Here is a 26577-nt window from a genome sequence, read left to right on the forward strand (position 1 = left end):
ATATTCAAAAACGCTAATTAATCAAGTGGCAGCTAATCATCTATTTGTGTTCTTAGAAATTTTTAGCCTTGAAGGTGGGATTCAATCCTATGTTAAGGATATTTTTCGCGCCTATCAGGGATTAAACGAAACCGGCAAAGCGGATGTGTTTTTGTTGCGGGATAGTCCTGATTGTGTTAATCCTTTTGCATCAGAAAATTTAAAATTTCATTATTTTAAAAGCGACTCTCCCCAAATAGGCAGAGTTAAAATGGCTTTAGCTTTACTTCGATATCTGCTGCAAAAACGACCGCAACAGGTTTTCTGTGGTCACATTAAGTTAGCAGGACTCATACAAACCTTTTGTCAGCTTTTGGGCATTCCCTATACTGTACTCACCTATGGTAAAGAAGTCTGGGAACCGCTTAAAAATCAAGAAAGACGAGCTTTAGCTTCAGCTTCTGGAATTTGGACAATTAGCCGCTATAGTCGAGATCAAGCTTGTGCTGCTAATGGAATCGACCCGAAAAAGGTACAGATGCTACCTTGTGCTATCGATGGGGATAAATTTACTCCGGGAGATAAAGCACCGGAACTGGTTGAGAAATATGGCTTGAATAATGCCAAGGTATTAATGACAGTAGCGCGGTTGTGGTCTGGGGATATTTACAAGGGTGTGGATGTAACAATTAGAGCCTTACCGCAAATTATCCAGGTGTTTCCAGAGGTAAAATATTTGGTGATTGGTCGAGGAGATGACCAACCAAGATTAGCGCAGTTAGCAAAAGATTTAGGTGTGAGCGATCGCGTCATTTTTGCCGGTTTTGTGCCTACAGAAGCATTAATGTTACACTATCGTTTAGCAGATGCCTATATTATGCCTTCTCAAGAAGGTTTTGGTATCGTTTATCTAGAAGCAATGGCCTGTGGTATACCAGTGTTATCTGGTGATGATGATGGCTCGGCTGATCCCTTGCAAGATGGTAAACTAGGATGGAGAGTACCACACCGCAACCCCGATGCAGTCGCAGCAGCTTGTATAGAAATTCTCCAGGGTAATGATCAACGTTGTGATGGTAAATGGTTGCGAGAACAAGCGATCGCTATATTTGGCATAGAAGCATTTCAACAACGCCTACAACAAATGCTCCAATCATCAGGAGTCAGGAGTCAGGAGTCAGAAGAAAGATAAACATTACCTATTACCTATTCCCTATGACCAGAGATAACTGATAACTAAAATAAAACTAGAGTAGAAAAAATTTGCGAAATGAGCCTTAATAACTTCCAACTGAATCTTGATAAACTCCGTCCTTGGCTGACTCTGTTAGCGGTGGCTTGGTTATTAGCATCATTAGGCTTAGGCTGGTTAGTGAATTCTTTACTAATTATTTTTGGGCTGTTGTTAATAATACCAGTTATAGCATTCTTCGGATTTCGCTGGTGGCTACAAGGCAACTTAGTTATTGATAAGTGTCCCGTCTGTGGATTTGAATCAACAGGTTTAAATAATAGCCAATTGCAGTGTCAAAATTGCGGAGAAAAGCTAGTAGTAAAAAATAGTCAATTTAGCCGCTTCGCGCCAGAAGGTACAATTGATGTGACAGCAATTGAAGTCCCAGTCAAATCATTGGAAGAATGAACTAACATTACAGCAGGAGTCAGGAGTTAAAGCCCTTTAAGCTTTTCCCTTACCCAAGTTACAACTTCCAGGCTCAAAGCCTAATTTAGCTATTGAAAACGGAGGTTTGAAATGACAATTACCCTCAATCATACCATAGTACCTGCACGGGACAAGGAAGCAGCAGCAAGTTTCTTTGCGGAAATTTTTGGACTAAAAGTTGAGTCTCCTATTGGTCACTTTGCTGCTGTTCATGTTAACGATAAGCTAACTTTAGATTTTGCTGATAGAGAAGATTTTGAATCACATCATTATGCTTTCCATGTCAGTGAACAAGAATTTGATGAAATTTTTGCACGGGTAAAACAAGCAGGTTTAGAATACAGTAGCGATCCCATGCACGAAAATAAAGGTGAGATGAACCATAGAAAGGGAGGTCGCGGCTTTTATTTTTATGACATCGATGGTCATAATTTGGAACTGTTAACCCGTGAATAGTGAATAGGCAATACAGTTACCTGACGTTATTAATATCTGGAAGATACCCCGAACCCACGGCACTTGCTCTAAGCAAGTGGCTCCCCTTAAAAAGGGGGGCTATTTTATTCTTTTCTGACTCCTGACTCCTGAATTCCTACATAATTTTCATTTTTTCACCAAAATATACGTGGTAGCATATTCAGGTAATTGTTGGATATGCTGCCTAAATTCTTTTTGATTCTGGAAAATACCTGCTAAGTAATCTAGTTGATGCAAATTTGGTAAAAATGCACCGCCTGTATCTGCCATTACTCCCATTCGCAGTCGCTTATTTCCACCTTGATTATACTCCATGACAATAACTCTTCCTAAGCCAATGTTAAGCACATCACCTGCAAAAGTTACACCTGGTTTAATAGAAATTTTCGCATCTATTTTGTGTCCATAACCTTTGATTTCATCAACTTGTCTAAAATACCAATAACGTTTTTGTGCTGTGGGTTTTACTCCTCTTACATAAGATATTCCATTGTTTCTATCTACATTAAAATATGCTTTTGAACCATCTGTAAAATTAATCAAGATTGTTCCCTGCATTAATGCTTCTTCTAAACCTTCACGGGTTAGATATGCCAAAGGTTCGACTTTACCAAATTCTTTACCACCAGGTTCATAAATTCCTGATAAAACATCTTGTTTTGTGTATTGAGTGTAGAACTTATCGGTAGATAAATTGTCTTTATTGTCTTTTAAGCTATAAATCGGTATGTTATATTTAGATGTTTTGGTACGAGATCCAGTGTGAGTAAAAACGGCATATTTGGTAATTCTTAGTTGTTTTTGTCTTGGTTGTTCAGGGTTATAAGCAGACCATTTAATTACTCGGAAATTAGCATTTATAAAATTAGGATCTTGTAAACGAGTAGGTCTATTATTGCTAATATCTTCATCTAAGACAGTAATCATAAAATCCAATGTTTTGATAACGTCTTGTACAGTAACTCCTTGACTTAATAGCAGTCCATTTCTGGCAATATCTAGATCTTTCTGCTCGTAATCTTGAAAATATTTTCTCGTATTAGTGAGAACAGTTAACAAATCGGCTTGATTAAAATTAACTTGAGCATTTGGCAATTTTACAGATTTTAAGACGTGTTTGCCATTAACACTGTATTTATATTTTTGCCATTCATCAATGACAGAATAGAATATAGATGTAGCTTGGTTATTAGGTTGAGTTTGTGTAATTTGTTGTTGCGTGATTAGTTGCGGAGTTTCTGATTTTGCATATAGATGTTGATGAGCTAAAATAACCAGAAAGAAAGTAATAATACCTGCTAAAATTTGGAATCTGCGATTGAATAAGATACTCATAAGCCTAAGTCGGGAACTAAACTTCTAAATTGATTTTTATCCTAGAGTAATGCTTAATATTGCATCACACATCTGTATTAGTAATCACTTTTATCTCTAACAACAAAAGCAATGATTAACCCCAATTAGTAGCAGATAAACTGAGATTCTGCACTAAATCTTTCTATGGATTCATGAAAAATTCTTCAGATCTTGACAAAATTACTAATATAATTTTTTATGTGCCTGTCAATGAGTAAATATTACAAAAATAGCAACAAATTTTACTGTAACTAATCGCACTTTCCCGTTAAATCATCAGTAATATTAAAACCATATCACAAAACTATGACCAGTATCCCTGTCAGCCTGGGTTTACCACATATAACCCGCTTAATAACTGCATTACCAAGAAGAACCCCGCGCCCAAGCAATTATTGGAAATGACTCGTCCATCTAATACGCATTCTCTTAATACGCATTCTCCCTACGAAACCCGAATTATCAGAGAAGTCGGGGAGCGGATATTACGAATTATAAATTATTCATCCATTTCTTTTAATGTTGCTAATGCTGAAGGAGACAAGCGACTAAGATAACGGAATATCCAATATTTAAATATAGTGTTTAAAATTACTGGAAATGTGGCAATAAAAAGAAATATGGTGTTTCTACTTGCTGGTAAACCTAAATGGGATGCTAAACCTTCTAGAAGAATTTCCCAGCCATGTGGGGAGTGGAACCCGACAAATATATCTGTAACTAAGATAATTAAAAAAGCTTTAGCACTGTCGCTTAAACCATAGACTATTTTATCTAGAAGAGACTGAAGAAAAACAATATCTTTTTTGCTAAAAACAATAACCATAGCAAAGGAAATTAGTGATATCACATCAGCAAATAAATTACTAATAGCAGTGATACTTTTATAGCGAAATGATTCTGCTATCTCAATGGCTTTGTTTTTTACTTTGGCTTCTATTTTTTCTGGTGAAAGTTCTGGTGCTTGACGCACTAGGTTTTGAAATTCCATTTTTTTCTCAAAGTTTTTTAATTCATGCAGTGCTTTTTCCTCCATTTCTACATTTAAAAAAATTCGCGTTGTATTTTCACTAATTAAGGGTTTTAATAGAGGGATTACTAATAATTTTTTAGAGAAATGTTGAGTTAATATTGGTACAATAATCAGCAGTAATAAAAATTTAACGGCTCTCCTTGTCCTATTTCTAGAAGTTCGATAATTTCTGACAAACTCTTCTTCTGCTTTTGGTCTAAGCTCTTGGGCAATTGTTTTAAATGTTCTGCCAATTGTTCTGGGAAAAGCACTATTTTTTTGAGTGGTATATGTATCTCTAGTAATATCTGTAATGGTTGAATCTGACTGGTTTTCAACTGGTTGACGAGTAATGCTTAAGGGTGCTATCTTTGGTTTATCTTTTGTGTTATACTTAGATATAACTTCATCAATAAACTTGAGTTTTTCTAATAAGTTTGGATCTGAAGGATTGGCAAAAGTTAAACCCAATTGAAATTCGGCTAGTCTCACTTTGATAATAGCTAAATTCCTATTGAGATTTCCTTGCCAAAAAGCCATCACATTTTCACTATAATCACCTGATTCCGGAGAAATTTTCTTCCCGCCAAATTTATCAACTTCGATACTTTGAATGGCTTGAGCAGCTTGATAAGCTTCTAGAATTGCTCTTTCTGGAGTATCTAAAAACCAGCGATTAAATGAGCGCCAGTATGCCATCATTTTTTGGCGGATTAATCTGGCATTTCGATTCATCATTTTCCCCATCTCCCTATCACAGTTATAACTAACCACTTAGTTTAACCTATTTATTCCCAACCTTGCATCTCAACTAATTCCATACACAAACCATTGATATGTTCTAAATCTGGTTTGTGAGGTAAAGTTGATTGTTCAGAACAAATATCCATTTTAGCAACTAAATCTTCAGCCATTTTCATCAACTGCTCATAAGTATATTCTCCTCGGAGAATAGCTTTTAAATCATCAACATCACCTGCAATTACTCTATCTACAATCACTTCTCCTCTCTGCAATATTTCTAACCCGCTACGCAGTAATCTAATACAGTGCATTCCATGTTTCAAGTCATAACCTGACTTTCTTTCCATTTCAGCCCTAGCCGGATTTCGATTTTGCTGCCAAGATATATAAGCTTTCCATTCTCTTAACGCAATTTGGTAACTTTGACTTTTTTGCAGTAAGCGAATAAAATCTTTACGGCTATTAGTTAAATTTTGGCTATATTCCAACGCCTCATCCGCTAAGGCATATTGTTTCAATATACCTTTAAAATCAATATCTGCTGTCAGCAATTTGTACAATTGCTCAGATTCTTCTAAGAATTCAATTTTACCCCTAATTAATAAATAAAGATATTCCAAAAAAGCGTTGATTTCATCTTTACTTAATGGCGGCTCATCTTCTATACCAAAATCTGAAGGTATTGGTTTTTTAGCAGGTGGATTTAACAACCACTTGCGATGAGTTTCCATTTTTTTGATTTGCGCGAAAGCATAACCAGAATAAGTATGCTTAACTTTTTTACTTAAAAATAGCTTTCTATGGTTAATTAAATGCTGTCCAATATCTGTTAAAATAGGATATGTGGGCAACCAGAGTAATTCTAAAACATTGGGATTTGCACCTGCTAATAAATGCAGCACTTTCCTTAATTCATAAATAACTGTATCTGGATTACCATCTATAAATGGGAAAATGCCCGGTTCATCCCAACCGCTATCTTTTTGTTCTATGCTATCAAATCCTAAATAGTAACGTTTAGGCGCGATAAATACGCCCCTATAATCGTAATCAGAATCTGGGCGATTTAAACTATAACCGTGACTACCTGCCAAACCAATAAAAATCGTTCTTTGTTCAACTTCGATTCTTTTCATGAAACCTTATAGCAATAATTTTAAATTTGTCAAAGTCTGCTTGTAAAAATCCGCCAGGGAAAAGTCTTTACGAGGAACTTGGATTTATGGGCAGGACTTACGCAACTGGCATATTAGTAGGGTGAGTCAGATGTCAAAAATCTGTTTATTGACAGGATTTATGCAGTATGACGCACTCTACAAGAGATGTTTGATGTGACACTTGCGTAAGTCCTAATTGGGATTGATTAAATTAAACTGTATTATATCCAGAGAATAAAAAAAATCCGAGCAACTCTAGCCGCTGCCCAGATGGTTGAATTTTTTTCTGTCTGTGTCTGATCTAGCTACACACCCACACATCATCATTCCGGTAATCAAGTCAAATTTTCCCGACAAATTTCTCATCAAGCAAAACCTTGACTTAATGATATTGAGTAAGATAAGATGTTAGATTGTCTGTCTAATTCCTGCTCGGATCAGGTAGACATACTGCAAAAGCTGGCAAAAGACATAAATTAGGTCTCTACAGGAGATTAAAGCCAGCTACCTGTACGGCAACTTCAAGGACAATTTCATGACTTACGCAATTATTGAAACTGGTGGTAAACAAATAAAAGTCGAAGCAGGTCGATTTTACGACATTGAACTGCTGAGTACCGAACCAGATGAAAAGGTTACAATAGACGCAGTATTACTGGTGCAGCACGAGGGCGGAGTCTCGATTGGACAGCCACGTGTAGCAGGTGCGACTGTAGAGGGGACGGTGATGCGACACTTTAGAGGTCGTAAAGTCCTGGTTTACAAAATGAAGCCCAAGAAGAAAACCCGCAAAAAACGGGGACATCGCCAGGAAACTACCAGACTTTTGATTAACTCCATCAACCTCAATGGTGAGGTATTGGCGTATCAAGAAGCACCAATTACTCCAGAAGTTCCCAATCAGGTGGATAACGCACCCGCTGAAGAAGTTGCTGCTGAATAATAAATAGAAGTCGATAAATTAAGAGGAAATCATGGCTCATAAGAAAGGAACAGGTAGTACTCGTAACGGTCGTGACTCTAATGCTCAACGACTAGGTGTAAAGCGTTTTGGTGGACAAGTTGTGCGTGCAGGAAACATTCTTGTGCGTCAGCGCGGCACTAAGTTCCACCCCGGCAATAATGTCGGTATTGGTAGTGATGACACCTTGTTTGCCTTGGTTGACGGTGTTGTTACCTTTGAAAGAAATGGCAAAACTCGGAAAAAAGTCAGCGTTTATCCACCTGTTGCTGCTGAAGCAGTAGCAAGTTAAGTATTAGTGAGTGGTCATTAGTCATTAGTCAGTGGTTAAGAGAAAACAACTGATAACTGACAACTGACCACTGACAACCTATTTAAATAAATCTATGGAATAAAGCACCTGCGGCTAAACCTGATAGTGCAAAGATAGATGTCAACCAAAAACCTAGAGCTTCTTTAAAGCCCGATGCCTGAAAGTCGATCTTAGCTAAGATAGTCGCTGAGAGGATGAGTAAAATATCCAGAAATGCCCGGAACCAGGCGAGCATCACAAAAAAGAGGAAGGCTGCTAAAATGGTGACACCAAAACTCCTGATATTGGATTTAAACAAGATGCTGTAATACTCTGCTATTTTTGACCAAGGAGTAGTCAAACTGGCTAGTAACAGCAATATAGCAACTACAACTATTAACCACACAAACCAGGGGGGTTTGGTTTCGGATATCACCCAGCCCAACGTACTATAACTTAGTAGCACTAGTGCTAGGGAAAACCAAGGAATTCTTTTCAAGATTGACATAGATTGGTGTTCCCAGTGACGGGTGCAGTTATTATTTCACAATTTTCGCAGATTGATACAGTTAAATAAGGGTGTAGGTTAAGCAATTCTACAGCCCACACCCCTCAACTGATAAGTATCTCAAGTGTCAAACAACGTAATAACCAGATCCCCGACTTCTTTGAGCAGTCGGGTATATGTATCCTCAGCGTTTTATGTTTAACTATGTTGATCTACTTATCGGCGAAGAATGAATATGGGTGAGTAAGTTCTGGGTATTTATACTTTTTTCAATTAAGACGTGAATCAACTGTCAATCTTCCCGGATTATTTTGTAAAAATTAGTTAAATTATGATCTTAAACATTTGTAAACTATTAGCAGTTGAGTAGCCGCGTGTCACATTTTAGGAAGGTTAAGGAGTGATCATGAGACAAATTGTTATGATTGAGCGCGTATGCCTGATTGGTCATATCGTGTCTATGGTGTTTGGACTGGTAGGGATATTATTAGTTATTCCTAATGCAGAAGTAATTTTGAGCTTATCTGAGGTTGGTCAGACTGTCATGCAGTGGAGCATGGCTGGTGGCGGCGTGGCTTATATGATTTTGGGTGCAGTGGGTGTTTTTCTGTATGCTTACCGGACACTGGGCTTAGGCCGGGCTTTGTGTTTTCTGGTTCCGTCTGTGTTAATTTCTTTGACGAGTGAATTACTAGGAACTAGCACAGGTTTTCCTTTTGGTCACTACAGCTACCTGAGTGGTTTGGGTTATAAAATTGCGGGTTTAGTACCGTTTACAATTCCCTTGTCCTGGTTTTATGTAGGATGTGTTTCCTACCTGTTGGCGCGTGTAGGTTTAGAGGTAGATAAAAAACCCAGCTTAGTCCGTCATGCAGGTGCGATCGCGCTGGGTGCGTTATTGCTAACTTCTTGGGATTTTGTGCTTGATCCTGCCATGAGCCAAACTTCTCTTCCCTTCTGGTATTGGCAACAACCAGGGGCTTTCTTCGGGATGCCTTACCAAAACTTTGCCGGCTGGATGGGTACTGGTTCACTGTTTATGACAGTAGCGGCGCTGTTGTGGAGAAACAACCCGATTAAATTAGAGCGATCGCAACTCAATGTTCCTTTGGTAGTTTATTTGGGTAACTTTGGTTTTGCGACAGTGATGAGCTTGGCTGCTGGCTTCTCCATCCCTGTATTACTAGGTGTGCTGCTGGGCGTTGCACCTGCTGTAGCACTGTGGTTGAGAGGACCTGGTGCATCGACTCCTGTAGCTGTTGAACCAGCAACCAAGGAAGTTTCCGTTGCCAGTGTTAAAGTTGCTTTCAAGTAACTTCACTAGTGCTGAGTAAACTAATTAGATATGATACTCAGCACTAACTGGTAATTCGTAATTGGTGATGAGACAACCGTGTATTAGGGTTCAAAAACGGTGTCAGAAATTTGTCATCTAAAGACAGGCCATTGAGGTATAAATTATGAGAAAATTTAATAATTTATAGTATCTATTGCATTTACTCAATATCTTGATCATACAAAGCACTATTTCCCTCCTATTACTACTTATCCAAGTACCAGCAACGGCGCTTCTGCTGTCACGGCTGCTCAAAGGTCCAAGACGGTATCCACCCCTGGAACCACAACAACCAACGCCTGAGATGTTGGGTACTGTCAGTGTGATTGTACCGACGCTGAATGAGGCATTACGCATTAGTCCGCTGTTAGCTGGGTTAAGTCGGCAAAGCTACGAAGTCAGAGAAATTATTGTTGTTGATAGCAGATCCCAAGATGGCACTCCCGACTTGGTAAAAGCTGCACAGCAAAAAGATCCCAGGTTTAGAGTGATAACAGATGACCCTTTACCCTCTGGTTGGGTGGGTCGTCCTTGGGCGCTACATAACGGCTTTTTGTTTACTTCCCCAGAAAGTGAGTGGTTTTTGGGTATGGATGCGGATATTCAACCCCATCCTGGCTTGGTGGCCAGTTTGGTCAAAACAGCCGCAGCAGAGGGTTATGATTTGGTTTCCCTTTCCCCTCAGTTTATTCTCAAGTATCCGGGCGAATGCTGGTTACAACCGGCTTTGTTGATGACACTGTTATATAGATTTGACCCTGCCGGTATTCACACCGAACAACCAGAAAGGGTGATGGCCAATGGGCAGTGTTTTTTGTGTCGGCGCTCGGTTTTAGCGGCTGTAAATGGTTATAGCAGTGCCAGTAGTTCTTTTTGTGATGATGTGACTTTGGCGCGAAATATTGCCGCTGCTGGTTTTAAGGTGGGGTTTTTGGATGGGGCAAAAGTGCTGAAGGTGCGGATGTATGAGGGAGCAATGGAAACTTGGAAGGAATGGGGGCGCAGTCTTGATTTGAAGGATGCGTCTGACCGCGCTCAAGTTTGGGGTGATTTATGGCTACTGTCAGCGGTACAAGGTTTACCCATATTGATATTACTTGGTTTTCTCCCCCTGCTCCCCCTACCTCCCCTGCTCCCCCTGCGTCTTTTATGGGGACTGAATATATTTTTATTGATAATTCGCTTTGCTTTATTATTGGCGATCGCTCCTTCCTATGACCGCAAAAATGCCAGGGGTGGTTGGTTATTTTGGCTTTCCCCGTTAGCTGATCCTTTGGCTGTGCTGCGAATCTTTTTATCTGCCTTCCGCACTCCGCGAGAATGGCGAGGAAGGAACTATTGATTCATAACTATCAGCTAGACCTGCCATAATTTATATAAAATTTGCACTTTCCTTGCTAGTGCCTAACTCTACTATGTATGACATAATTTTTGGCAGTTATGAACCGCTGTTAGTAGCTCTATCATTTATGGTCGCTGCTACTGCCTCTTATATGGCATTAGATTTAGTAGGGCGAGTCAGTGCCAAATCATCCCTAAGTTCACCTTTGGGGTTGCCATCAGCACAATTACTTTGGATCTTAGGCGGTTATGTGGTCATGGTGGCTGGGATTTGGTTGATGTACTTCTTTATACTAGCTAGTACGCCAAATTCCTGGTGGGAAATTCAAATCTGTATGACGATTTTATTTATACTACTTGTTACTTTAGTCATCTCAATCTTAGGTCGGAGATATGCAGATCAATTAGTCCGACAAGAAGCATTACAAGAAAGTGAAAAATTATTTCGGTCTTTAATTCGGGAAATGCCTGTAGGTGTGTTGCTTTTGGATGCTGATGGCAAAATCATTTTGAGTAATCACGTTGCTAGAGAACTGCTGTTACTGACAGATGATGATTTACAAAATAAAAGTGTTTTTGCACTCAACTGGCAAATGCTAGACGAAGATGGGAAACTATTAACTGCTAAAACTTTACCCATCAGAGAAGCGATCGCCAAACGGCAACCTGTACATAACTATGTAATTGGTTTATCTCGGAATTCCACAACAGATATATTGTGGTTATTAATAAATATCGAACCACAAGTATCTGAACATCAAAAATTAGAGCGATTAGTTTGCACTTTTAGCAATATCACTCCAGATAAAGAAGCACAAGCAGCATTGCGAGAGAGTGCCGAACGGGAAAAAGCATTAGCTACAGCAATTCACAGGATGCGGCAAACATTAGATATTAAAACCATCTTTGCCGCTACAACGTCTGAATTAAGGCAAGTTATCAATTGCGATCGCGTCGTGGTTTATAGTTTCAATTCTGATTGGAGTGGAGAATTTGTCGCCGAGTCTGTAGGTAGCGGTTGGATATCTTTATGGGAAGAACAAAATAATAATCCCAAATTACAGGAAAACGCAATATCAAATGAGCGATGTACAGTTAAATATTTCGACAGTACAAATGAAGATGATAATTTTCAAAAAAATTCGTTATTAATACAGGATACGTATCTACAACAAACTCAAGGTGGCCTTTACAGCCAAGGCACAAGTTACCGAGTAGTAGAAGATATTTATCAAGCTGGATTTGACGATTGTTATATTCAACTATTGCAGCAATTTCAGGCCAGAGCCTATATTATTGTACCGATTGTTTCTAGTAATAAGCTTTGGGGATTATTGGCAATTTATCAAAACTCTGCTCCCCGACAATGGAAAGAGTCCGAAATTAATATAGTTGTGCAAATTGCTAATCAGTTGGGAATAGCTTTGCAACAAGCTGAATTACTAGAACAAACTCAAAAACAATCAATAGCACTACAACAGGCATTATTAGCCGCCGATGCAGCCAACCGTGCTAAATCAGAATTTTTGGCGAATATGAGTCATGAATTGAGAACGCCACTCAATGCTATCCTTGGTTTTACACAAATCATGAGTCGTGATCAATCGTTATCTATAGAACATCAGGAAGAAATAGGAATTATTAATCGTGCTGGTGAATATTTACTCAGCCTCATTAATGACATTCTAGAAATGTCCAAAATTGAGGCTGGTAGAACTACGCTTAATGAATACAGCTTTGATTTAAGAGTTTTTCTAGATTGTTTACATAAAATGTTGCAATTAAAAGCTGAATCTAAAGGATTGCAATTGATATTCAATTATGATAAAGACTTACCTAATTATGTGCGTACAGACGAAGGTAAATTACGACAAATATTGCTCAATCTCTTAGGGAATGCCATTAAATTCACGGAAACAGGTAGGGTAGAATTGAGAATTAAATTTGTCAAAATCGCTCAACAAGAAAACACAGAAACTTTATTATCAATTCTTGATTCCCATCTGATTTTTGAAGTTGAAGATACTGGCTATGGTATCGATGCTGAAGAAATTAACTTAATATTTGAACCTTTCAAACAAACAAACAAAGGTAGTCAATATAAACAAGGAACCGGATTAGGTTTAGCTATTAGCCGCAAATATGTACAACTCATGGGAGGTGATATTCGAGTTAGCAGTCGTCTAGGTAATGGTAGTTTATTTACTTTTGATATTCCCATTCATGAAGCTAATGCTAACGAAATTCCCATGCCAGATTTAAATTATACCACCATTAATTTAGCACCTAATCAACCTGAATATCGGATTTTAATAGCTGACGATGTTAAAGATAGTCGTCTATTATTAGCGAAATTGCTAACAGCGATTGGTTTTAGCACCCGTGAATCTAAAAATGGAGAAGAAGCAGTTAGTTGTTGGCAGACTTGGCAACCTCATCTGATTTTTATGGATATGCGGATGCCTGTGATGGATGGTTTTATAGCTACACAACAGATTAAAGCCACAGCCCAAGGTCAAGCTACTAAAATTGTAGCTTTAACTGCCAGTGCTTTTGAGAAAGATCGTCAAGCTATTTTAGCGTGTGGTTGTGATGATTTTGTTTCTAAACCTTTTCGAGAAGCAATTTTATTAGACAAGATTAGCCAACATCTAGGAGTACAATATATCTATGACCATCATCATAGTCAAATAAATTCTCCAACTCACAATTACCAAAAAGTTTCCAAATCAGAATTAGTTGCTCTTTTATTAACAATGTCCAGTGAATGGTTGAGGCAGTTAAATACTGCTGCTGCTCAATGTAGTGATGAAAGTATTTTAGAATTGATTGCACAGATAACTCCAGACAATCAGATTTTAGCTAATACTCTTAGGGAATTAACACTAAATTTTCAATTCAAAAAAATTATGCAGTTGACCCAGGGTAACGATGAGTAAAACAACCAAATTGAATGCTGAGAAAAAAGATATTCTCATAGTTGATGACACACCGAATAATTTAAGGTTTTTAGCTACAATTTTAAGTGATCAGGGTTATTCTGTGCGTAAAGCTTTAGATGGGCAAATGGCTATAACAGCGTGTCAAAATCTGGTGCCAGATTTAATTTTATTGGATATTCTGATGCCAGAAATGGATGGATATGCAGTTTGTCAATTATTAAAGTCTAGTGAACATACTAGAAAAATTCCCGTAATATTTTTAAGTGCTATAGATGATGTTTTAGATAAAGTAAAAGCTTTTGAAGTTGGTGGTGTTGACTATATTACCAAGCCATTTCAAGCAGAAGAAGTTTTTATCCGTGTGGAAAATCAACTATCACTGCGAGCAGCAGAACAGAAAATTTTAGATTTAAATATAGAATTAGAAAAAAGAGTCCAAGAGCGAACTTTGCAACTAGAATTAGCTAATCAAGAACTGAAGCGAGAACTCAATGAGCGTCAAGAATTGCAAAATCAATTATTATATCGAGCTTTACATGATCCACTTACTAATTTATCTAATCGCACTTTATTTATGGAACGGTTAGATGATGCACTTAAGCTGGCTAAATTCAAATCTGATTATCAGTTTGCTGTTTTATTTTTAGATTGTGATCGCTTTAAAGTTATTAATGATTCTCTGGGACATTTGGTAGGAGATGAATTATTGATTGCTATTGGGAAGAGATTACAAACGTTGATGAAATTTACTGATGTCTTAGCTAGATTAGGCGGCGATGAATTTGCTATTTTTTTAGACACAGTTACAGATATTAGCTATGCAAAAAGATTTGCTGACACAATTTTACAAGGGCTTTCTGCTCCTTTTAAACTATCTAGAACTGAGGTGTTTATTAGTGCAAGTATCGGTATTGTCTTAGGTAATAAAAATTATAATAATCCTCAAGAATTACTGCGAGATGCTGACACAGCAATGTATCGGGCTAAATCACAAGGTAAGTCTAGATATTGTGTCTTTACTTATGATATGTATCAACAAGCAATCAAGCTTTTACAGTTAGAAAATGATTTAAAAAGAGCCATTGAACGGCAAGAATTTATCGTTTATTATCAACCAATAGTTTCTTTATCTACAGGTAGAATTAGTGGATTTGAAGCACTTGTACGCTGGCAGCATCCCAGTTTGGGTATGGTTTCTCCTGTGGAATTTATTCCAGTCGCCGAAGAAACCGGTTTAATTGCGTCTATAGATACCTGGGTATTAAAAACAGCCTGCCGTCAGTTACGCAATTGGCAAGAACAAAAAGTAATTGATGAAGATGTTTCAATTAGCGTTAATCTTTCAGTCAGATTATTTTCTCAACCGAATTTATTAGAAATAATTGATCAAGCTTGGCGAAAAATTCAATTAAATCCGCAAAACTTAAAACTTGAAATTACTGAAAGTGCTATCATGGACAACAGCGAAGCCGCAGCAGTAATTTTACAGCAACTGCGAAAATGCCAAATTCAATTATCTATTGATGATTTTGGGACGGGATACTCTTCTTTAAGCTATTTGCATAGATTTCCGGTAAATATCCTCAAAATTGATCAATCATTCATCAATGCTGTAGAGCCAAATCCCAGGAATACAGGTTTGATTTCTACTATCATTAACCTTGCTCATACAAGTGAAATGAAAGCGATCGCTGAAGGCATAGAAACCCCAGAAAAATTAGCTCAATTACGGGATTTAGGCTGCGATTTTGGTCAGGGTTATCTATTTTCCAAACCTTTAGCAGCCAAATCAATTGTAGATTTACTTGCGTCTGCACCTCAGTGGTAATTACAGCAGAATTCAGGAGTCAGGAGAAAGAATTAATTTTTCTCCCCATCTCCCAATAACGGTTATAACTGGTAACTGGGGTTAAATTGGTATCTTTAGTCAGGATCACTTTCTATTTGATCACCTCTTTCAAGTTCCCAAAGAATTTGATTACCTTCACGCCGTACCCGTGAAACTATCCAGTTTCGCCAACGCCACTGATCTCCCCGACTGGTGACAGCACTAGCGTGGACATCCATTAAATCTGCTAGTTCGGAACTGGTGATTAAGTAGCCTTTTTCTGCAATTTCGTCAGCAACCCGCAAAGTTTCAACCAAGTTGCGGAGTTGCAAAATCCTCATCTCAGGAGGTTTTTCTTCGTTTGTAGTCGCAGCTGACGCTGTAGATATTTCCATAGTGGTTATGTCTGATGAAAAAGTACTGCTTTCCGAGATGTTTTCGTTAATTTTTGTAGAGTTTTTTGGAGAATCAGATACTTTTGTTACATTGATTTCGTTTGTATTGGTTAAGGTTGGGTAAGGATTGGCAGGCGATAATTGTTGAAGAGATGGAATTTTGCCGCTGGCAAAGGAGCGAGCAATCACATCACACCTTTCGTTACCTATGTTACCAGAATGGCCGCGCACGTGCTGCCATTTTACGAGTTTGCTGTTGAGTTGATCGAGAATTTCTAACAAGTCTTGGTTTTGAACTGGGTTTCCATCTGACTTTTTCCAGCCTTTCTTTTTCCAGCCTTGCATCCATTTGGTAACACTGTTAATCAGATATTCGCTATCGGTGTGAAGGGTGATGGGTTGAGTTTGTCCAGATGTGGCAAAGAATTCCAGGGCAGCGATCGCAGCTTGCATTTCCATTTTATTATTGGTGGTATGGCGCGATGCGTCCCCCATTTCATGAATTGAACCATCATTGAAGTAAACAACTACAGCCCAACCACCAGGGCCAGGGTTGCCAGTGCAAGCACCATCAGTATATATGCTTTGAATTATGCGTTGGGTAGACATAGTGGAAGTATGAAACCGCAAGGGACAATAACAAAAAAAGGAGTAGTGAGAAATTGTTGTCAACAATATCCAGGCTATTATAGTTAATAATCACGTTTTTCAACTTTATGGAAAATTTTTATGGAAAATTTTTCTAACGGCTGCCAAAATTACTTCCTGCTGGTCTATCCAAACAAAATGACCGCTTTTGAGAGCTAAGAATTGTTCACAGTCAGTCGAAAGTAAAAGCAAATTAGATTGTATTGCATCGCGCAGTTTATCGGCTGGTTGAATCGAAAAATAAAACCTACCCAAACCAGGTTTAAGAAAGGTAGCAGCTTTGATATTAATAATTGGCATATTTCCAAAATCATTAGCCTTTTCTACTTGATGACTGCTGGTATTTAAACTCCACATTTCTCGAAACATTGTCAACCAATGTCGTCCAGAGTAAAAAGAGCTTTTCACGATTTTTAAGGTAGTTTTTGGAAACTGACGCAGTTCTTTTTTGAGAATTTCAAAAGCGCCTATTATTCCTAAAAACCGCACAACTCCTAATGCTGCACCCAATGAAGCAATTAAAAAAGAAACGGTAAAAAATAATTTCAATAATTGCAGACTAAATGACATTGCTAACATCTGTTTTTCATGCAAACCATCTGTTAAAACCATACCTACCACTTCTTCAGGAAACAGATGAGCATAAAGACGCATATTGTAACTACCAAAGGAGTTACCAACTAACACATAAGGCGGTTCAATTTCTGCCTTCTGCAACAAAATGTGTAATTCTTTAACTATCTGTTCACTGGTACGTGGTTTATTACTTGATTGACTCGAACCATAACCCGCTCGATCATAAATACAAACTCGTGAAATTTTCGCTAATTCATCTACTAAAAAATATCCATCTATTCCCCCAAGACTATTATCTAAAATTATTGTTATCTTTCCTTCTCCAGCAGAATAAAAATGTAATTTATGTCCACCTACATCAATCAATTTTCCTATGGTTGGTATTTTTGATTTTTCTTGGATACTGGCAATTAGATGATATGTAGTGATTCCTAATAAAATCAATGCTTGCCAGTTAAATAAATTTGATAGCAAAATTTTAATTTCCTGATAATTTAAATTGATGATTGATAATTCTCTATTACTTCTTCTATGAACTCATTCCAAATTTGATTTGGAATCCAAACCTGAGATAAAGATAGTTTTGCTTCTGCATGGCTTATTCCTATACATAGACGGCGATAAAGATACATAAAAACAGAAACTCTTTTATTAGCAATACAGTGAATAAATATTTTTTGATTAGCATTAGCTTCCATGATGCTAAAAAACTCTGTTACATTATCCACAGTAGGATTTTCCCAAACTACAGGAATGTTTATATATTTCATACCTTGAGATTCCAAAATTTCTTGTTCATCAGGTAAAGAATTTGGTGAGGTTGGCAATGCTAAATTGATAATTAATTGATATCCTGTTTCTTTAATTGCTGTAAATTGTTCTGCCGTAGGTTGTCCAGAAGTAGCAATTAAATTGGAAATTTGCAAAAAGTTGTATATATCTTCAAGACCATTTCTAGACATAATGCAAACTTCTATGATTTATGTTTAGATTTAAATTTCATACAAATCACCATCTCGATGTGTGAAAATCCATCTTCCATCATCACTAGATTTAGCAATTAAATCATCATCTGGATAATATACTACTTCTCCTGGGGTTCTATCTCCAACTTCCAAATAAATTACAACTGCTTGAGATTTATTGACAAGTTGATGTCCATCGGCTTCTGCTGCTGGGAAACCTGCCATCATTCCCGGTGTGAGAATTTGCTCACCTGTATTAGTAACCAAAGTCGCTTCACCTTGAATAATATAAATAAACTCATCTTGTTGAAGATGCCAATGTCTCAATGCTGAACAACTTCCTGGTGCTAGAGTGACTAAGTTCACACCAAAATTGTTTAATCCGACTGCGTTTCCTAAAGCTTGTTTAACTCGTCCCATGAGCCGAGATTTAAAGACTTCTGGATAAACAGAAGTTGTTCGATGAGGTACATTGTCTGGATTAATAATCATGATTTTATTCCGCAGATAATGGGTGATAACGTCGCATTAATTTAATTCCATCTACATCATGTATAAACCCCCAACGCTCATAAAATCTAATCATTTCAGGTAAACAGTAAAGAGAAATATTCTCCACTTCTTGCAACTGGGGGTGATTAATTACTGCATCTAATAATTTAGCACCAAAATCCATTTTTCTATATTCAGGTTTAATAATTACATCATACAGAGTTCCGCGATAAACAAAATCTGTAAGCAAGCGGCAAAAACCTATTAATTCTTCCTCATCACTGACAAAAGCAATAATTAAATCTGATGCCTCTAGCATCTTAACAACACGCTGGTATGTTCTATCTTTGCTCCAAAATTCATTTTTATATAATTCCACAAGTTCGTAAATTTGCTTTTCATTTAACTGGTTAACAATTTTATAATTCATAGTTAATTTTCCATTAAATTAATTCACAGCCATAAAATTAGGGATCAAGTTGATTATTTGGATCATTTTATTCTAAAATATAGAATGATTCAATAATTATATTAAACATAGCAAAATGACGCAACTCACCTTAGTAATCGGTAATAAAAATTATTCATCCTGGTCATTACGTCCTTGGCTAGTAATGAAACAATTTGGATTAGAATTTGAGGAAATTAGGATTCCTCTCTATACTCCTGAATCCACATCTCAACTTCAGCTATATTCTGCATCTGGGAAAGTCCCTGTATTGTTACACGATCAAGTAACAGTGTGGGATTCTTTAGCCATTTGCGAGTATCTAGCGGAAACATTTTCTCATTTACCATGCTGGCCAGAAAATAAACTAGCCAGAGCATTAGCACGTTCTATCAGCGCCGAAATGCACTCTGGATTTCAAAATTTGCGTCAAAATATGCCCATGAATTGCCGCAATAAATATCCAGGTAAAGGTTTGGCATTGGGTGTACAAAAAGATATTAATCGCATAACTGATATTTGGGAAGAATGTCAACAAAGTTTTGGTGTAAATGGCCAGTTTTTATTTGGTGATTTTACCATTGCTGATGCTATGTTTGCCCCAGTAGTCATGCGGTTTATTGCTTACGATGTCGCACTAGATGCAATTTCTAGGAATTATGTAAAGGCAATTTATGAACTTCCTGCAATGCAAGAATGGATCACATCAGCGAAAAGGGAGATGGAAGTAATCTCAAAATTTGAGTTTTCGTGATTGGCATTCTAATATGAGTATTTCACAATAACCTTCATTTTTACATGAGAGTAAATGCACCAAATTTGCACATACTAGGTGATAATCATTGAAGACATTAATAAAATCTAAATCATCGAGGAGTAAATTAATCATGTACCGTCTCAGAGCATTTTCACGGCCACTACAAAGAATTATTTTGGCAATATTCTTAACACTGACTATCTGTTTAATACTTCCTGGGGTGACTTGGGCTACTGGTTTAGGGGTTGAGTCAGGTTATCTTAGTTCTTGTCCAGCTTCAGACAACTGTGTTGTTAGCCAAAATGCTGATGCTAAACACGCTATTGAGCCAATTATTTATCATGTAGATCGTGATCAAGCCAAGGAAACCTTACTCAAAGTTCTCACCGTTGTTCCCCGGACAGAAGTTATAGAACAAACAGATAATTATATCCATGCACTTTCTAAAAGCCGCATCTTTAAATTTGTTGATGATGTAGAGTTTTATTTACCAGGTGATGAGTCAGTAATTCATATCCGTTCAGCATCTCGTGTGGGAGAGTCGGATCTTGGTGTCAACCGCAGACGTATGGAACAAATTCGTCTGGCTTTGCTTGATTTAAACATTTGATTTGATCAGGTATATCATGTTTAGTAGCAGGTGTCACTGATGCGTTTGAATTGATGATACTGTGTGATTCTTGAGGCAAATTTAGCGATCGCCTGACTTGGGAAATGCGATCGCCTTTCATAGACAATCTTTTAGTTTAATGACTATGGGTTTGTTGAAGTTGAATCCTAATCATAATCATTTACTCATCAACTCACTTTTGATTATGAACTTGAGACAAGGGAGTTAACAAACCATCAATGCTGACAAAATTTTTCTGCTGATGATATTCTTTAATTCCCTGTTCACCTTTCTTATTAGCCCAGTTAACTAAACTTTCTCTTTGTCCTTGATATTCATAAAGTGGAACAGCCAAACCGCAGGAAGTTTGTACACGTTCAATATCCGCAACAATTATTTGTCGAGTTCCCGGTATAGGAGAAAATAAAGAATAGAGAAAATCCCATTCTGGGGAAGTAGGTAAAATCGTCTTTCCCTGACCATAAAGACGGAGAATAGAAGGTGGTTCTTGAAAAGCACAAAACATAAATGTAATTCTGCCATTTTCTAGCAGATGAGCGGAAGTTTCATTACCACTACCTGTTACATCTAAGTAAGCAACGCGATTTTGGGAAAGAATACGAAAGCTTTCTAAACCTTTGGGAGAAAGGTTAACATGGCCTGTATGACTTAAAGGCGCAGTACCAACAAAAAACATCTGTTGATTTGCAATAAATTTTTGCAATTCTTCAGTAATAGAGTCAAAAACTTTAGCCATAAACAGTCTAATAGATGGTGATAGTTTTTGCGGATTTGTTATTTTCTAAGTAAGTATTCAGAATCCAGAATTCAAATAATTACAGCTTTTAGAGTCTACCTTGATGATTTGTAGAAAAACTCACTTCTCTATATTCATGATTTGACAAGCATTCTGACTCCTGATTTCTGAATTCTTACTTTTCCACTATGACAACAAAGCTTAACTCGTGATGGAAATGCCGTCAATCTTTCTATCTCCACCTACACAAAAAATTAATAGTCAAATCGCTGATCGTGTTGGTGTTGAGTTATACGTATTACGCCTTGACCTCATGCACCCACAGGTTAACGGTAATAAGTGGTTCAAGCTGAAATACAACCTTTTGTCAGCCAAGGAGAAAAATTTATCAACCATACTCACTTTTGGGGGTGCTTATTCTAACCATATTTTTGCCACCGTAGCCGCAGGAGATCTTTTTGGTTTTCGCACCATTGGGGTAATTCGTGGAGAAGAGACTTTACCCCTTAATCCTACACTGGGTTTTGCGGTAGAAAAAGGGATGCATCTGGTGTATTGCGATCGCGCAACTTACCGACAACGCCACACAACCCAACTACAGGAAGACTTAAAGCAACGCTTCGGTGAAGTGTTAATCATTCCCGAAGGAGGTAGCAACCTTAACGGTGTGCGTGGTTGTACAGAAATAATGCAAAATTTAGACGCATTTGATACTATTTGCCTAACCTGTGGAACAGCCACAACACTAGCCGGTATTGCCCTATCATTACATTCAAAACAGAGAATTATTGGCTTTCCTGTATTAAAAGGTGGAGAATTTCTGGCTGCGGAAATTGAAAGTTTAATAAACAATTATCTCACATCTGGTTTACCAGCACCCGTTGATAATCCCGCACCTTGGCAACTGGTATATGATTACCATTTTGGAGGTTATGCAAAATTTAATCAAGAATTAATCATGTTTTGCCAAAAATTTACCCAAGAACATAACATACCCCTAGATTACGTATATACGGGAAAAATGTTCTATGGAGTCATGAACTTACTACAGCAGGGATTTTTTCAACCAGGCCGTCTACTATTAATACATACTGGCGGTTTACAGGGAAATCTCGGCATTCAAGAAAAATTACTTAAGAAAAGATTTAATTAAAGTAACTTTTAAGAAATCAGAACTACCCTAGCTGATAAATATAATATCCAGTGCTTTGGAAAGATAGCTACTCATATTTACAAAATTTCTGATTCAAAAAGGAGACAATATTCATGGTGACAGTATCTCCAACTAACAAAACAGCTAATTATCCACCGGGACCAAAATCTCACCCCTTATTAGGTATCCTTCCTGACTATGCCGCAGATCCCATAGGCTTTATGAGTCGGAGTGCCAAAGATTACGGTGATATCGTTCTTTGGAAAGGACCTGCATTTTCAGTTTATCAACTCAACCACCCTGATTATATTGAAGAGGTGCTAGTCAAAAAGAACAGTCAATTTAAGAAGCATCAAACCTTTCAAATCTTGCAGCGAATTTGGGGTAATGGACTTTTAGTAAGTGAAGGAGAATTTTGGCAGCGTCAACGACGACTAATGCAACCAGCTTTTCATCGAGAACGGATTTTTTCCTACGGTGAGGTGATGGTTGACTACACTAAAAGAATGTTAAAAAATTGGCATGAAGGTGAAAGTCGGGATATTCACGAAGACATGATGCACCTCACCTTAGAAGTTGTTGCCAAAACATTATTTGGAACTGAATTAATAGCAGAAGTTAAACAAGTCGAAAAGGCTATGCAGGTTAGCATAGAATACTTTGAAACCCGCAACAGTAATATGTTGTTATATTTTCTTCCTGATTGGGTTCCAATTCCTCTCAATCTACGTTATCAAAAAGCAGTACAGCAATTTGATAATTTGATTTATCGCATTATTCAACAAAAGCGAGAAAGTGCTGAAGATGCAGGTGATTTGCTGTCCATGCTGCTGCATATTCAAGATGAAGATGGCACAAGCATGAGTGATAAACAAATCCGAGATGAATTGATTACCCTATTGATAGCAGGTCATGAAACCACAGCTTTAGCATTATCTTGGACGTGGTATTTATTATCTCAACATCCCGACATTGAGCAAAAATTACAGACAGAATTACAGACAGTATTAGCTGGCAGAACACCCACTTTTGCTGACTTACCCAAGTTGATTTACACCGAAAGGGTAATTACGGAAGTAATGCGGTTATACCCACCTGTTTGGGCGATGAGTCGCCAAGTAGTGGAAGATTGCGAAGTTGCTGGTTATCCTCTACGTGCTGGTGATGGTATTGTTATGAGTCAGTGGGTCATGCATCGTGATCCACGCTATTTTGACCAACCTGAAATTTTTAACCCTGACCGATGGGAAAATGATTTAGCCAAGAAATTACCAACCTTTGCTTATTTTCCCTTTGCTGGTGGTCCAAGAATATGCATTGGTCAATCTTTTGCAAAAATGGAAGCAGTGCTAATCTTAGCTACTATTGCCCAAAATTTCCAATTAACCTTAGTACCAAATCAGGAAATTGTACCTTGGCCTGCGTTTACATTGCGTCCTAAATATGGCGTGAAAATGTTAATTAATCACAGGTAATTGCTTTTTATATAAAATCCCCAACTTCTCTAAAAAGTCGGGGATTTGAACTTATGCTATATCTATTGATTCCTGATTTTACAAGTATCCTGACTATAAAGCCACATCATGTTTTTTAGCAATTTGAGTCAGTTGCTCATACTGATGTTGCGATGCTTTCGCTAATATTGCTTCTGCTTGCTCTGGGTCAGTACCATCTTTAGGAATTAAAAATTTAACATAAAGTGAAACAAAATCAACAATAGCTGCTAAACCTGACAAATTATGTTTATCAGATTGTTTTCCAGCAATTACAGCTACTAAACCTGCTCTAATTGGGTCTGGTTTCACTTTCATGAATTGGTCAATCAGTTGTTTTAAATAATCTTCTGGTGCTAAATTTTTCAACTTATTCGCATCAGGTTTAAATTCTAATCCTGCGGCTTTAGCTTGTTCTAAAACACACCATTCCGTAAATTCTTGCAGCGCGATATCAGGAAGTTTAGGAAGATATTGGTACAGTTCTAAATTAGACACAGGCTTACACCAATTTTAGATTGTTAGATTGCCAAATTTCATAGTTAGGTTATTTTGTTCACTGGAAACAATCCAACCTATAAACTATGTAAAATGCAGTTTTTTCAATTGCATCAAGTCCACCCTAACCCACTGTTTAATAGAGTTTTGTAGTGCAACCAACAATCTGCTCTTGATTTAGGTTTGATTCCCCCAACCCCCCTTAAAAAGCAGGGCTGTTTCATTCCCTAAAACAGGTAAAATAGCAAGTGTTGAGGGAGTAAAATTATGGGTGCTTCTCTGATGGAACATCTGCGGCAAGTGGAAGACTTCAGAACGACTGATGCTCGAAGACATCCACTCTGGCTGGTATTGCTGTTTGTAATAATGGGAACAATGAGTGGATATGTCGGGTATCGAGCATCGAGGGATGAGAGTTAAACGCCATCGTCAAGTATTGATCAAAAAGTTTGAAATCCCAAAACATGGTGTTGCCTCATACTCAACGAGTTTCTATGCCGAACCTTCCCAGTCAGAAACTTCTCTACCTCCTGGTTTGGAATCTTATTACCAACAGCATTTACAAAAAATGCTGGACTTGACAGATGAAGATTTTGCTCTAGCAGTATTGAAAGTTTTAGCACAGCAAACACAACCTATCTCTGTTGCTGCTATAGCGGAAATTCTGGATACAGATGAATATGAAATAGAAGAGGTGTTAGAAAAATGGTCAGAATTTTTAACCCAGAAATCTATCGCAGGGACTATTTACTACAGCCTCTATCATTCTATTTTTCGTGATGCCATGAAAAATATCATGTAAATAAGGGAATACACACATACAGAGCTTCATCATTATTTGGCGAAATTGTATTTTCTATCTAAAGATAGATTTTTATTGAATTTTAAATTCAACAAGAAATTTAATTCTCTCGTAAGATTGATGAAATAAATTTTTAATTCAATTAAGGTGGAAGCAGAAAGTAGAGCGGAAAAATATTCAGATGAAGATCCTTGATTTTGCTATTTCTAGATTGCGGTTAGCCTCTAGATTTATATTTGTAGCTTTTGCCTGTGCGTTCATATTTTTATTTAATGCTTTTCCGGCTTTAGCTATTAGTAGTTATCAGAGTGAACCAACAGAAGGACCAACACAACTATTGGAAACTCAACGCAGAACTGATGAAGCGGCTCAATCTCCACCGATAGGACTGAAAGAATCTCAAGAAAAAACAAAGAGAGGACTTAATGAAGTTCAGGGAGATGCTGATATTGACAAGATGAAGCGTCCCGAAAATTCACGAAGTGCAACTTCTGTAGAACAGGAAGTAGAAGGCTTTTTGGAAAAAGTCACAGGTAGCAACAAGTAAATATCATTTATAACCTATAACAATAACAATAAGAGATCCGACTTCTTCGAGAAGTCGGACTTCTAATTAGTAGGTATTTAAAAAGTAAAAAAATCTAATATTATGGCTATATTTAGCTTGCTTGAATTAGTAAATAACTTGCTATGTCTTAAGGATTATTCCTAAATATACAAAATAAATTTGATGTTTAATCTTACCTTTGATTGATGTAATTAATGCCGATATTTTGAGAAATTAGTTAATAGTGATGGAAAATAATGACCATGAATGCAATCAATATTGGTTTGACAGAAGAACAACGTTACGGTGTAATGAATTTGTTAAATCAAAATTTAGCAGATTCTTATGTACTTGTAGTAAAAACTAAAAAGTATCATTGGGATGTTGTTGGTCCTCAGTTCCGCACCTTGCATGAACTTTGGGATGAGCAATACAAAGCACTGACTGAGAATATTGATGCATTAGCTGAAAGGATTCGTAAGTTAGGAGGTTATCCAACTGGCACAATGGAAGGATTTTTAAAGATTGCTACTCTCAAAGAATATAGTGGCGAAATTCCCACAGCAACGGGGATGGTAACTCGATTATTGGAAGATCATGAGCAGGTTATTCGCAATTTAAGAAGTCATGTAGATCAGTGTAGTGAAGAGCTTCATGATCAGGGTTCTGCTGACTTTTTGACTGATTTAATGGAACAACATGAGGAGATGGCTTGGATGCTGCGCTCATTTGTTCAAGGACAAGCATTAGAACCAGATAGTCAACAACAAGCGGTAGGAAATAAAGTCCCTGTGGGTGTGTAGTAGAGAATTTTAAACACCAAACACAAAGTACAAGGAG

At 37.4% G+C, this 26577-nt stretch carries 28 protein-coding genes; 17 read left to right on the forward strand and 11 right to left on the reverse strand.

All coding sequences use genetic code 11. The features are described 5' to 3' along the window. The first annotated feature begins 16 nt into the window (after positions 1-16). The 3 genes from H6G06_RS05345 to H6G06_RS05355 all read left to right on the forward strand — a co-directional run bounded on the left by H6G06_RS05345 (position 17) and on the right by H6G06_RS05355 (position 2098). On the forward strand, positions 17-1171 hold the full coding sequence (locus H6G06_RS05345; RefSeq protein ID WP_190558518.1) for a glycosyltransferase: 1155 nt from the start codon (positions 17-19) through the stop codon (positions 1169-1171). 78 nt (positions 1172-1249) lie between these two features. Beyond that, the gene (locus tag H6G06_RS05350; RefSeq protein WP_190557780.1) at positions 1250-1621 is read left to right on the forward strand and encodes a hypothetical protein; all 372 of its coding nucleotides are present in this window, start codon (positions 1250-1252) and stop codon (positions 1619-1621) included. A 111-nt stretch (positions 1622-1732) separates the two neighbouring features. After that, positions 1733-2098, forward strand: coding sequence for a VOC family protein (locus H6G06_RS05355; protein ID WP_190557782.1), 366 nt, complete (start codon positions 1733-1735; stop codon positions 2096-2098). A gap of 147 nt (positions 2099-2245) precedes the next feature. Here the strand turns inward: H6G06_RS05355 and H6G06_RS05360 are convergent, their stop codons facing one another. The 3 genes from H6G06_RS05360 to H6G06_RS05370 all read right to left on the reverse strand — a co-directional run bounded on the left by H6G06_RS05360 (position 2246) and on the right by H6G06_RS05370 (position 6367). Beyond that, a complete protein-coding gene (locus H6G06_RS05360) occupies positions 2246-3454 on the reverse strand; it encodes a hypothetical protein (protein WP_190557784.1) in 1209 nt (402 codons plus the stop codon). Between the two features lie 520 nt (positions 3455-3974). Then, the gene (locus tag H6G06_RS05365) at positions 3975-5222 is read right to left on the reverse strand and encodes a proton extrusion protein PcxA (RefSeq protein ID WP_190558520.1); all 1248 of its coding nucleotides are present in this window, start codon (positions 5220-5222) and stop codon (positions 3975-3977) included. A gap of 53 nt (positions 5223-5275) precedes the next feature. After that, positions 5276-6367: a nucleotidyltransferase domain-containing protein gene (locus H6G06_RS05370; protein WP_190557786.1), complete on the reverse strand. Its 1092-nt coding sequence runs from the start codon at positions 6365-6367 to the stop codon at positions 5276-5278. 556 nt (positions 6368-6923) lie between these two features. Here H6G06_RS05370 and rplU point away from each other — a divergent pair. Together rplU and rpmA are read left to right on the forward strand one after the other, a co-directional pair. Beyond that, entirely contained in the window at positions 6924-7331 is a 408-nt protein-coding gene (gene rplU / locus H6G06_RS05375) for a 50S ribosomal protein L21 (protein ID WP_190557789.1), read from the forward strand. 31 nt (positions 7332-7362) lie between these two features. After that, the gene (gene rpmA, locus H6G06_RS05380; protein WP_190557791.1) at positions 7363-7641 is read left to right on the forward strand and encodes a 50S ribosomal protein L27; all 279 of its coding nucleotides are present in this window, start codon (positions 7363-7365) and stop codon (positions 7639-7641) included. Positions 7642-7723: 82 nt separating this feature from the next. On the opposite strand, the gene H6G06_RS05385 is transcribed toward rpmA, so the two are convergent. Next, positions 7724-8149: a hypothetical protein gene (locus H6G06_RS05385; RefSeq protein WP_190557793.1), complete on the reverse strand. Its 426-nt coding sequence runs from the start codon at positions 8147-8149 to the stop codon at positions 7724-7726. Between the two features lie 406 nt (positions 8150-8555). Between H6G06_RS05385 and cruF the strand changes: the two genes are divergently transcribed. The 4 genes from cruF to H6G06_RS05405 all read left to right on the forward strand — a co-directional run bounded on the left by cruF (position 8556) and on the right by H6G06_RS05405 (position 15596). Beyond that, the gene (gene cruF, locus H6G06_RS05390; protein ID WP_190557795.1) at positions 8556-9464 is read left to right on the forward strand and encodes a gamma-carotene 1'-hydroxylase CruF; all 909 of its coding nucleotides are present in this window, start codon (positions 8556-8558) and stop codon (positions 9462-9464) included. A gap of 193 nt (positions 9465-9657) precedes the next feature. Further along, a complete protein-coding gene (cruG, locus tag H6G06_RS05395) occupies positions 9658-10827 on the forward strand; it encodes a 2'-O-glycosyltransferase CruG (protein WP_190557797.1) in 1170 nt (389 codons plus the stop codon). 73 nt (positions 10828-10900) lie between these two features. Continuing rightward, a complete protein-coding gene (locus H6G06_RS05400; protein ID WP_190557799.1) occupies positions 10901-13765 on the forward strand; it encodes an ATP-binding protein in 2865 nt (954 codons plus the stop codon). After that, on the forward strand, positions 13758-15596 hold the full coding sequence (locus H6G06_RS05405; RefSeq protein ID WP_190557800.1) for a two-component system response regulator: 1839 nt from the start codon (positions 13758-13760) through the stop codon (positions 15594-15596). The genes H6G06_RS05400 and H6G06_RS05405 overlap by 8 nt, the downstream gene beginning before the upstream one ends. A 95-nt stretch (positions 15597-15691) precedes the next feature. Here H6G06_RS05405 and rnhA read toward each other — a convergent pair whose 3' ends face one another. From rnhA to H6G06_RS05430, 5 genes are all read right to left on the reverse strand, one after another. Further along, positions 15692-16600, reverse strand: coding sequence for a ribonuclease HI (gene rnhA, locus H6G06_RS05410; RefSeq protein WP_190557801.1), 909 nt, complete (start codon positions 16598-16600; stop codon positions 15692-15694). 105 nt (positions 16601-16705) lie between these two features. After that, on the reverse strand, positions 16706-17689 hold the full coding sequence (locus H6G06_RS05415) for an alpha/beta fold hydrolase (RefSeq protein WP_190557802.1): 984 nt from the start codon (positions 17687-17689) through the stop codon (positions 16706-16708). Positions 17690-17709: 20 nt separating this feature from the next. After that, positions 17710-18177 carry a protein tyrosine phosphatase family protein gene (locus H6G06_RS05420; protein WP_190557803.1) on the reverse strand — a complete coding sequence of 156 codons (468 nt, stop codon included), beginning with the start codon at positions 18175-18177 and terminating at the stop codon, positions 17710-17712. A gap of 30 nt (positions 18178-18207) precedes the next feature. After that, positions 18208-18672, reverse strand: a complete 465-nt coding sequence (locus H6G06_RS05425; RefSeq protein WP_190557804.1) for a cupin domain-containing protein — start codon at positions 18670-18672, stop codon at positions 18208-18210. A gap of 4 nt (positions 18673-18676) precedes the next feature. Further along, positions 18677-19102, reverse strand: coding sequence for a GNAT family N-acetyltransferase (locus tag H6G06_RS05430; RefSeq protein ID WP_190557805.1), 426 nt, complete (start codon positions 19100-19102; stop codon positions 18677-18679). Positions 19103-19217: 115 nt separating this feature from the next. On the opposite strand from H6G06_RS05430, the gene H6G06_RS05435 reads away from it, so the two are divergent. Both H6G06_RS05435 and H6G06_RS05440 read left to right on the forward strand, forming a co-directional pair. Beyond that, the gene (locus H6G06_RS05435) at positions 19218-19874 is read left to right on the forward strand and encodes a glutathione S-transferase family protein (protein WP_190557806.1); all 657 of its coding nucleotides are present in this window, start codon (positions 19218-19220) and stop codon (positions 19872-19874) included. A gap of 133 nt (positions 19875-20007) precedes the next feature. Continuing rightward, on the forward strand, positions 20008-20487 hold the full coding sequence (locus H6G06_RS05440; protein WP_190557808.1) for a DUF1499 domain-containing protein: 480 nt from the start codon (positions 20008-20010) through the stop codon (positions 20485-20487). Positions 20488-20680: 193 nt separating this feature from the next. On the opposite strand, the gene H6G06_RS05445 is transcribed toward H6G06_RS05440, so the two are convergent. Then, positions 20681-21244 carry a pyridoxamine 5'-phosphate oxidase family protein gene (locus H6G06_RS05445; RefSeq protein WP_190557810.1) on the reverse strand — a complete coding sequence of 188 codons (564 nt, stop codon included), beginning with the start codon at positions 21242-21244 and terminating at the stop codon, positions 20681-20683. Between the two features lie 217 nt (positions 21245-21461). Between H6G06_RS05445 and H6G06_RS05450 the strand changes: the two genes are divergently transcribed. Both H6G06_RS05450 and H6G06_RS05455 read left to right on the forward strand, forming a co-directional pair. After that, entirely contained in the window at positions 21462-22397 is a 936-nt protein-coding gene (locus tag H6G06_RS05450; RefSeq protein ID WP_190558522.1) for a 1-aminocyclopropane-1-carboxylate deaminase/D-cysteine desulfhydrase, read from the forward strand. Positions 22398-22510: 113 nt separating this feature from the next. After that, a complete protein-coding gene (locus H6G06_RS05455) occupies positions 22511-23872 on the forward strand; it encodes a cytochrome P450 (protein ID WP_190557812.1) in 1362 nt (453 codons plus the stop codon). A 93-nt stretch (positions 23873-23965) separates the two neighbouring features. On the opposite strand, the gene H6G06_RS05460 is transcribed toward H6G06_RS05455, so the two are convergent. After that, positions 23966-24388, reverse strand: a complete 423-nt coding sequence (locus H6G06_RS05460) for a hypothetical protein (protein ID WP_190557813.1) — start codon at positions 24386-24388, stop codon at positions 23966-23968. Between the two features lie 282 nt (positions 24389-24670). On the opposite strand from H6G06_RS05460, the gene H6G06_RS05465 reads away from it, so the two are divergent. The 4 genes from H6G06_RS05465 (at position 24671) to H6G06_RS05480 (ending at position 26540) form a co-directional block, all read left to right on the forward strand. Continuing rightward, positions 24671-24808: a transposase family protein gene (locus H6G06_RS05465; protein ID WP_422387045.1), complete on the forward strand. Its 138-nt coding sequence runs from the start codon at positions 24671-24673 to the stop codon at positions 24806-24808. Beyond that, the gene (locus H6G06_RS05470) at positions 24774-25190 is read left to right on the forward strand and encodes a hypothetical protein (RefSeq protein WP_190557817.1); all 417 of its coding nucleotides are present in this window, start codon (positions 24774-24776) and stop codon (positions 25188-25190) included. The genes H6G06_RS05465 and H6G06_RS05470 overlap by 35 nt, the downstream gene beginning before the upstream one ends. 181 nt (positions 25191-25371) lie before the next feature. Next, complete coding sequence (locus tag H6G06_RS05475) at positions 25372-25737, forward strand: hypothetical protein (RefSeq protein ID WP_190557819.1); 366 nt, start codon at positions 25372-25374, stop codon at positions 25735-25737. 263 nt (positions 25738-26000) lie between these two features. Further along, positions 26001-26540 (forward strand): Dps family protein, encoded by a 540-nt coding sequence (locus H6G06_RS05480; RefSeq protein ID WP_190557821.1) that lies wholly within the window; start codon positions 26001-26003, stop codon positions 26538-26540. The last annotated feature ends 37 nt before the right edge of the window (positions 26541-26577 follow it).

It is taken from the genome of Anabaena sphaerica FACHB-251, from assembly GCF_014696825.1.
Lineage (GTDB): Bacteria > Cyanobacteriota > Cyanobacteriia > Cyanobacteriales > Nostocaceae > RDYJ01.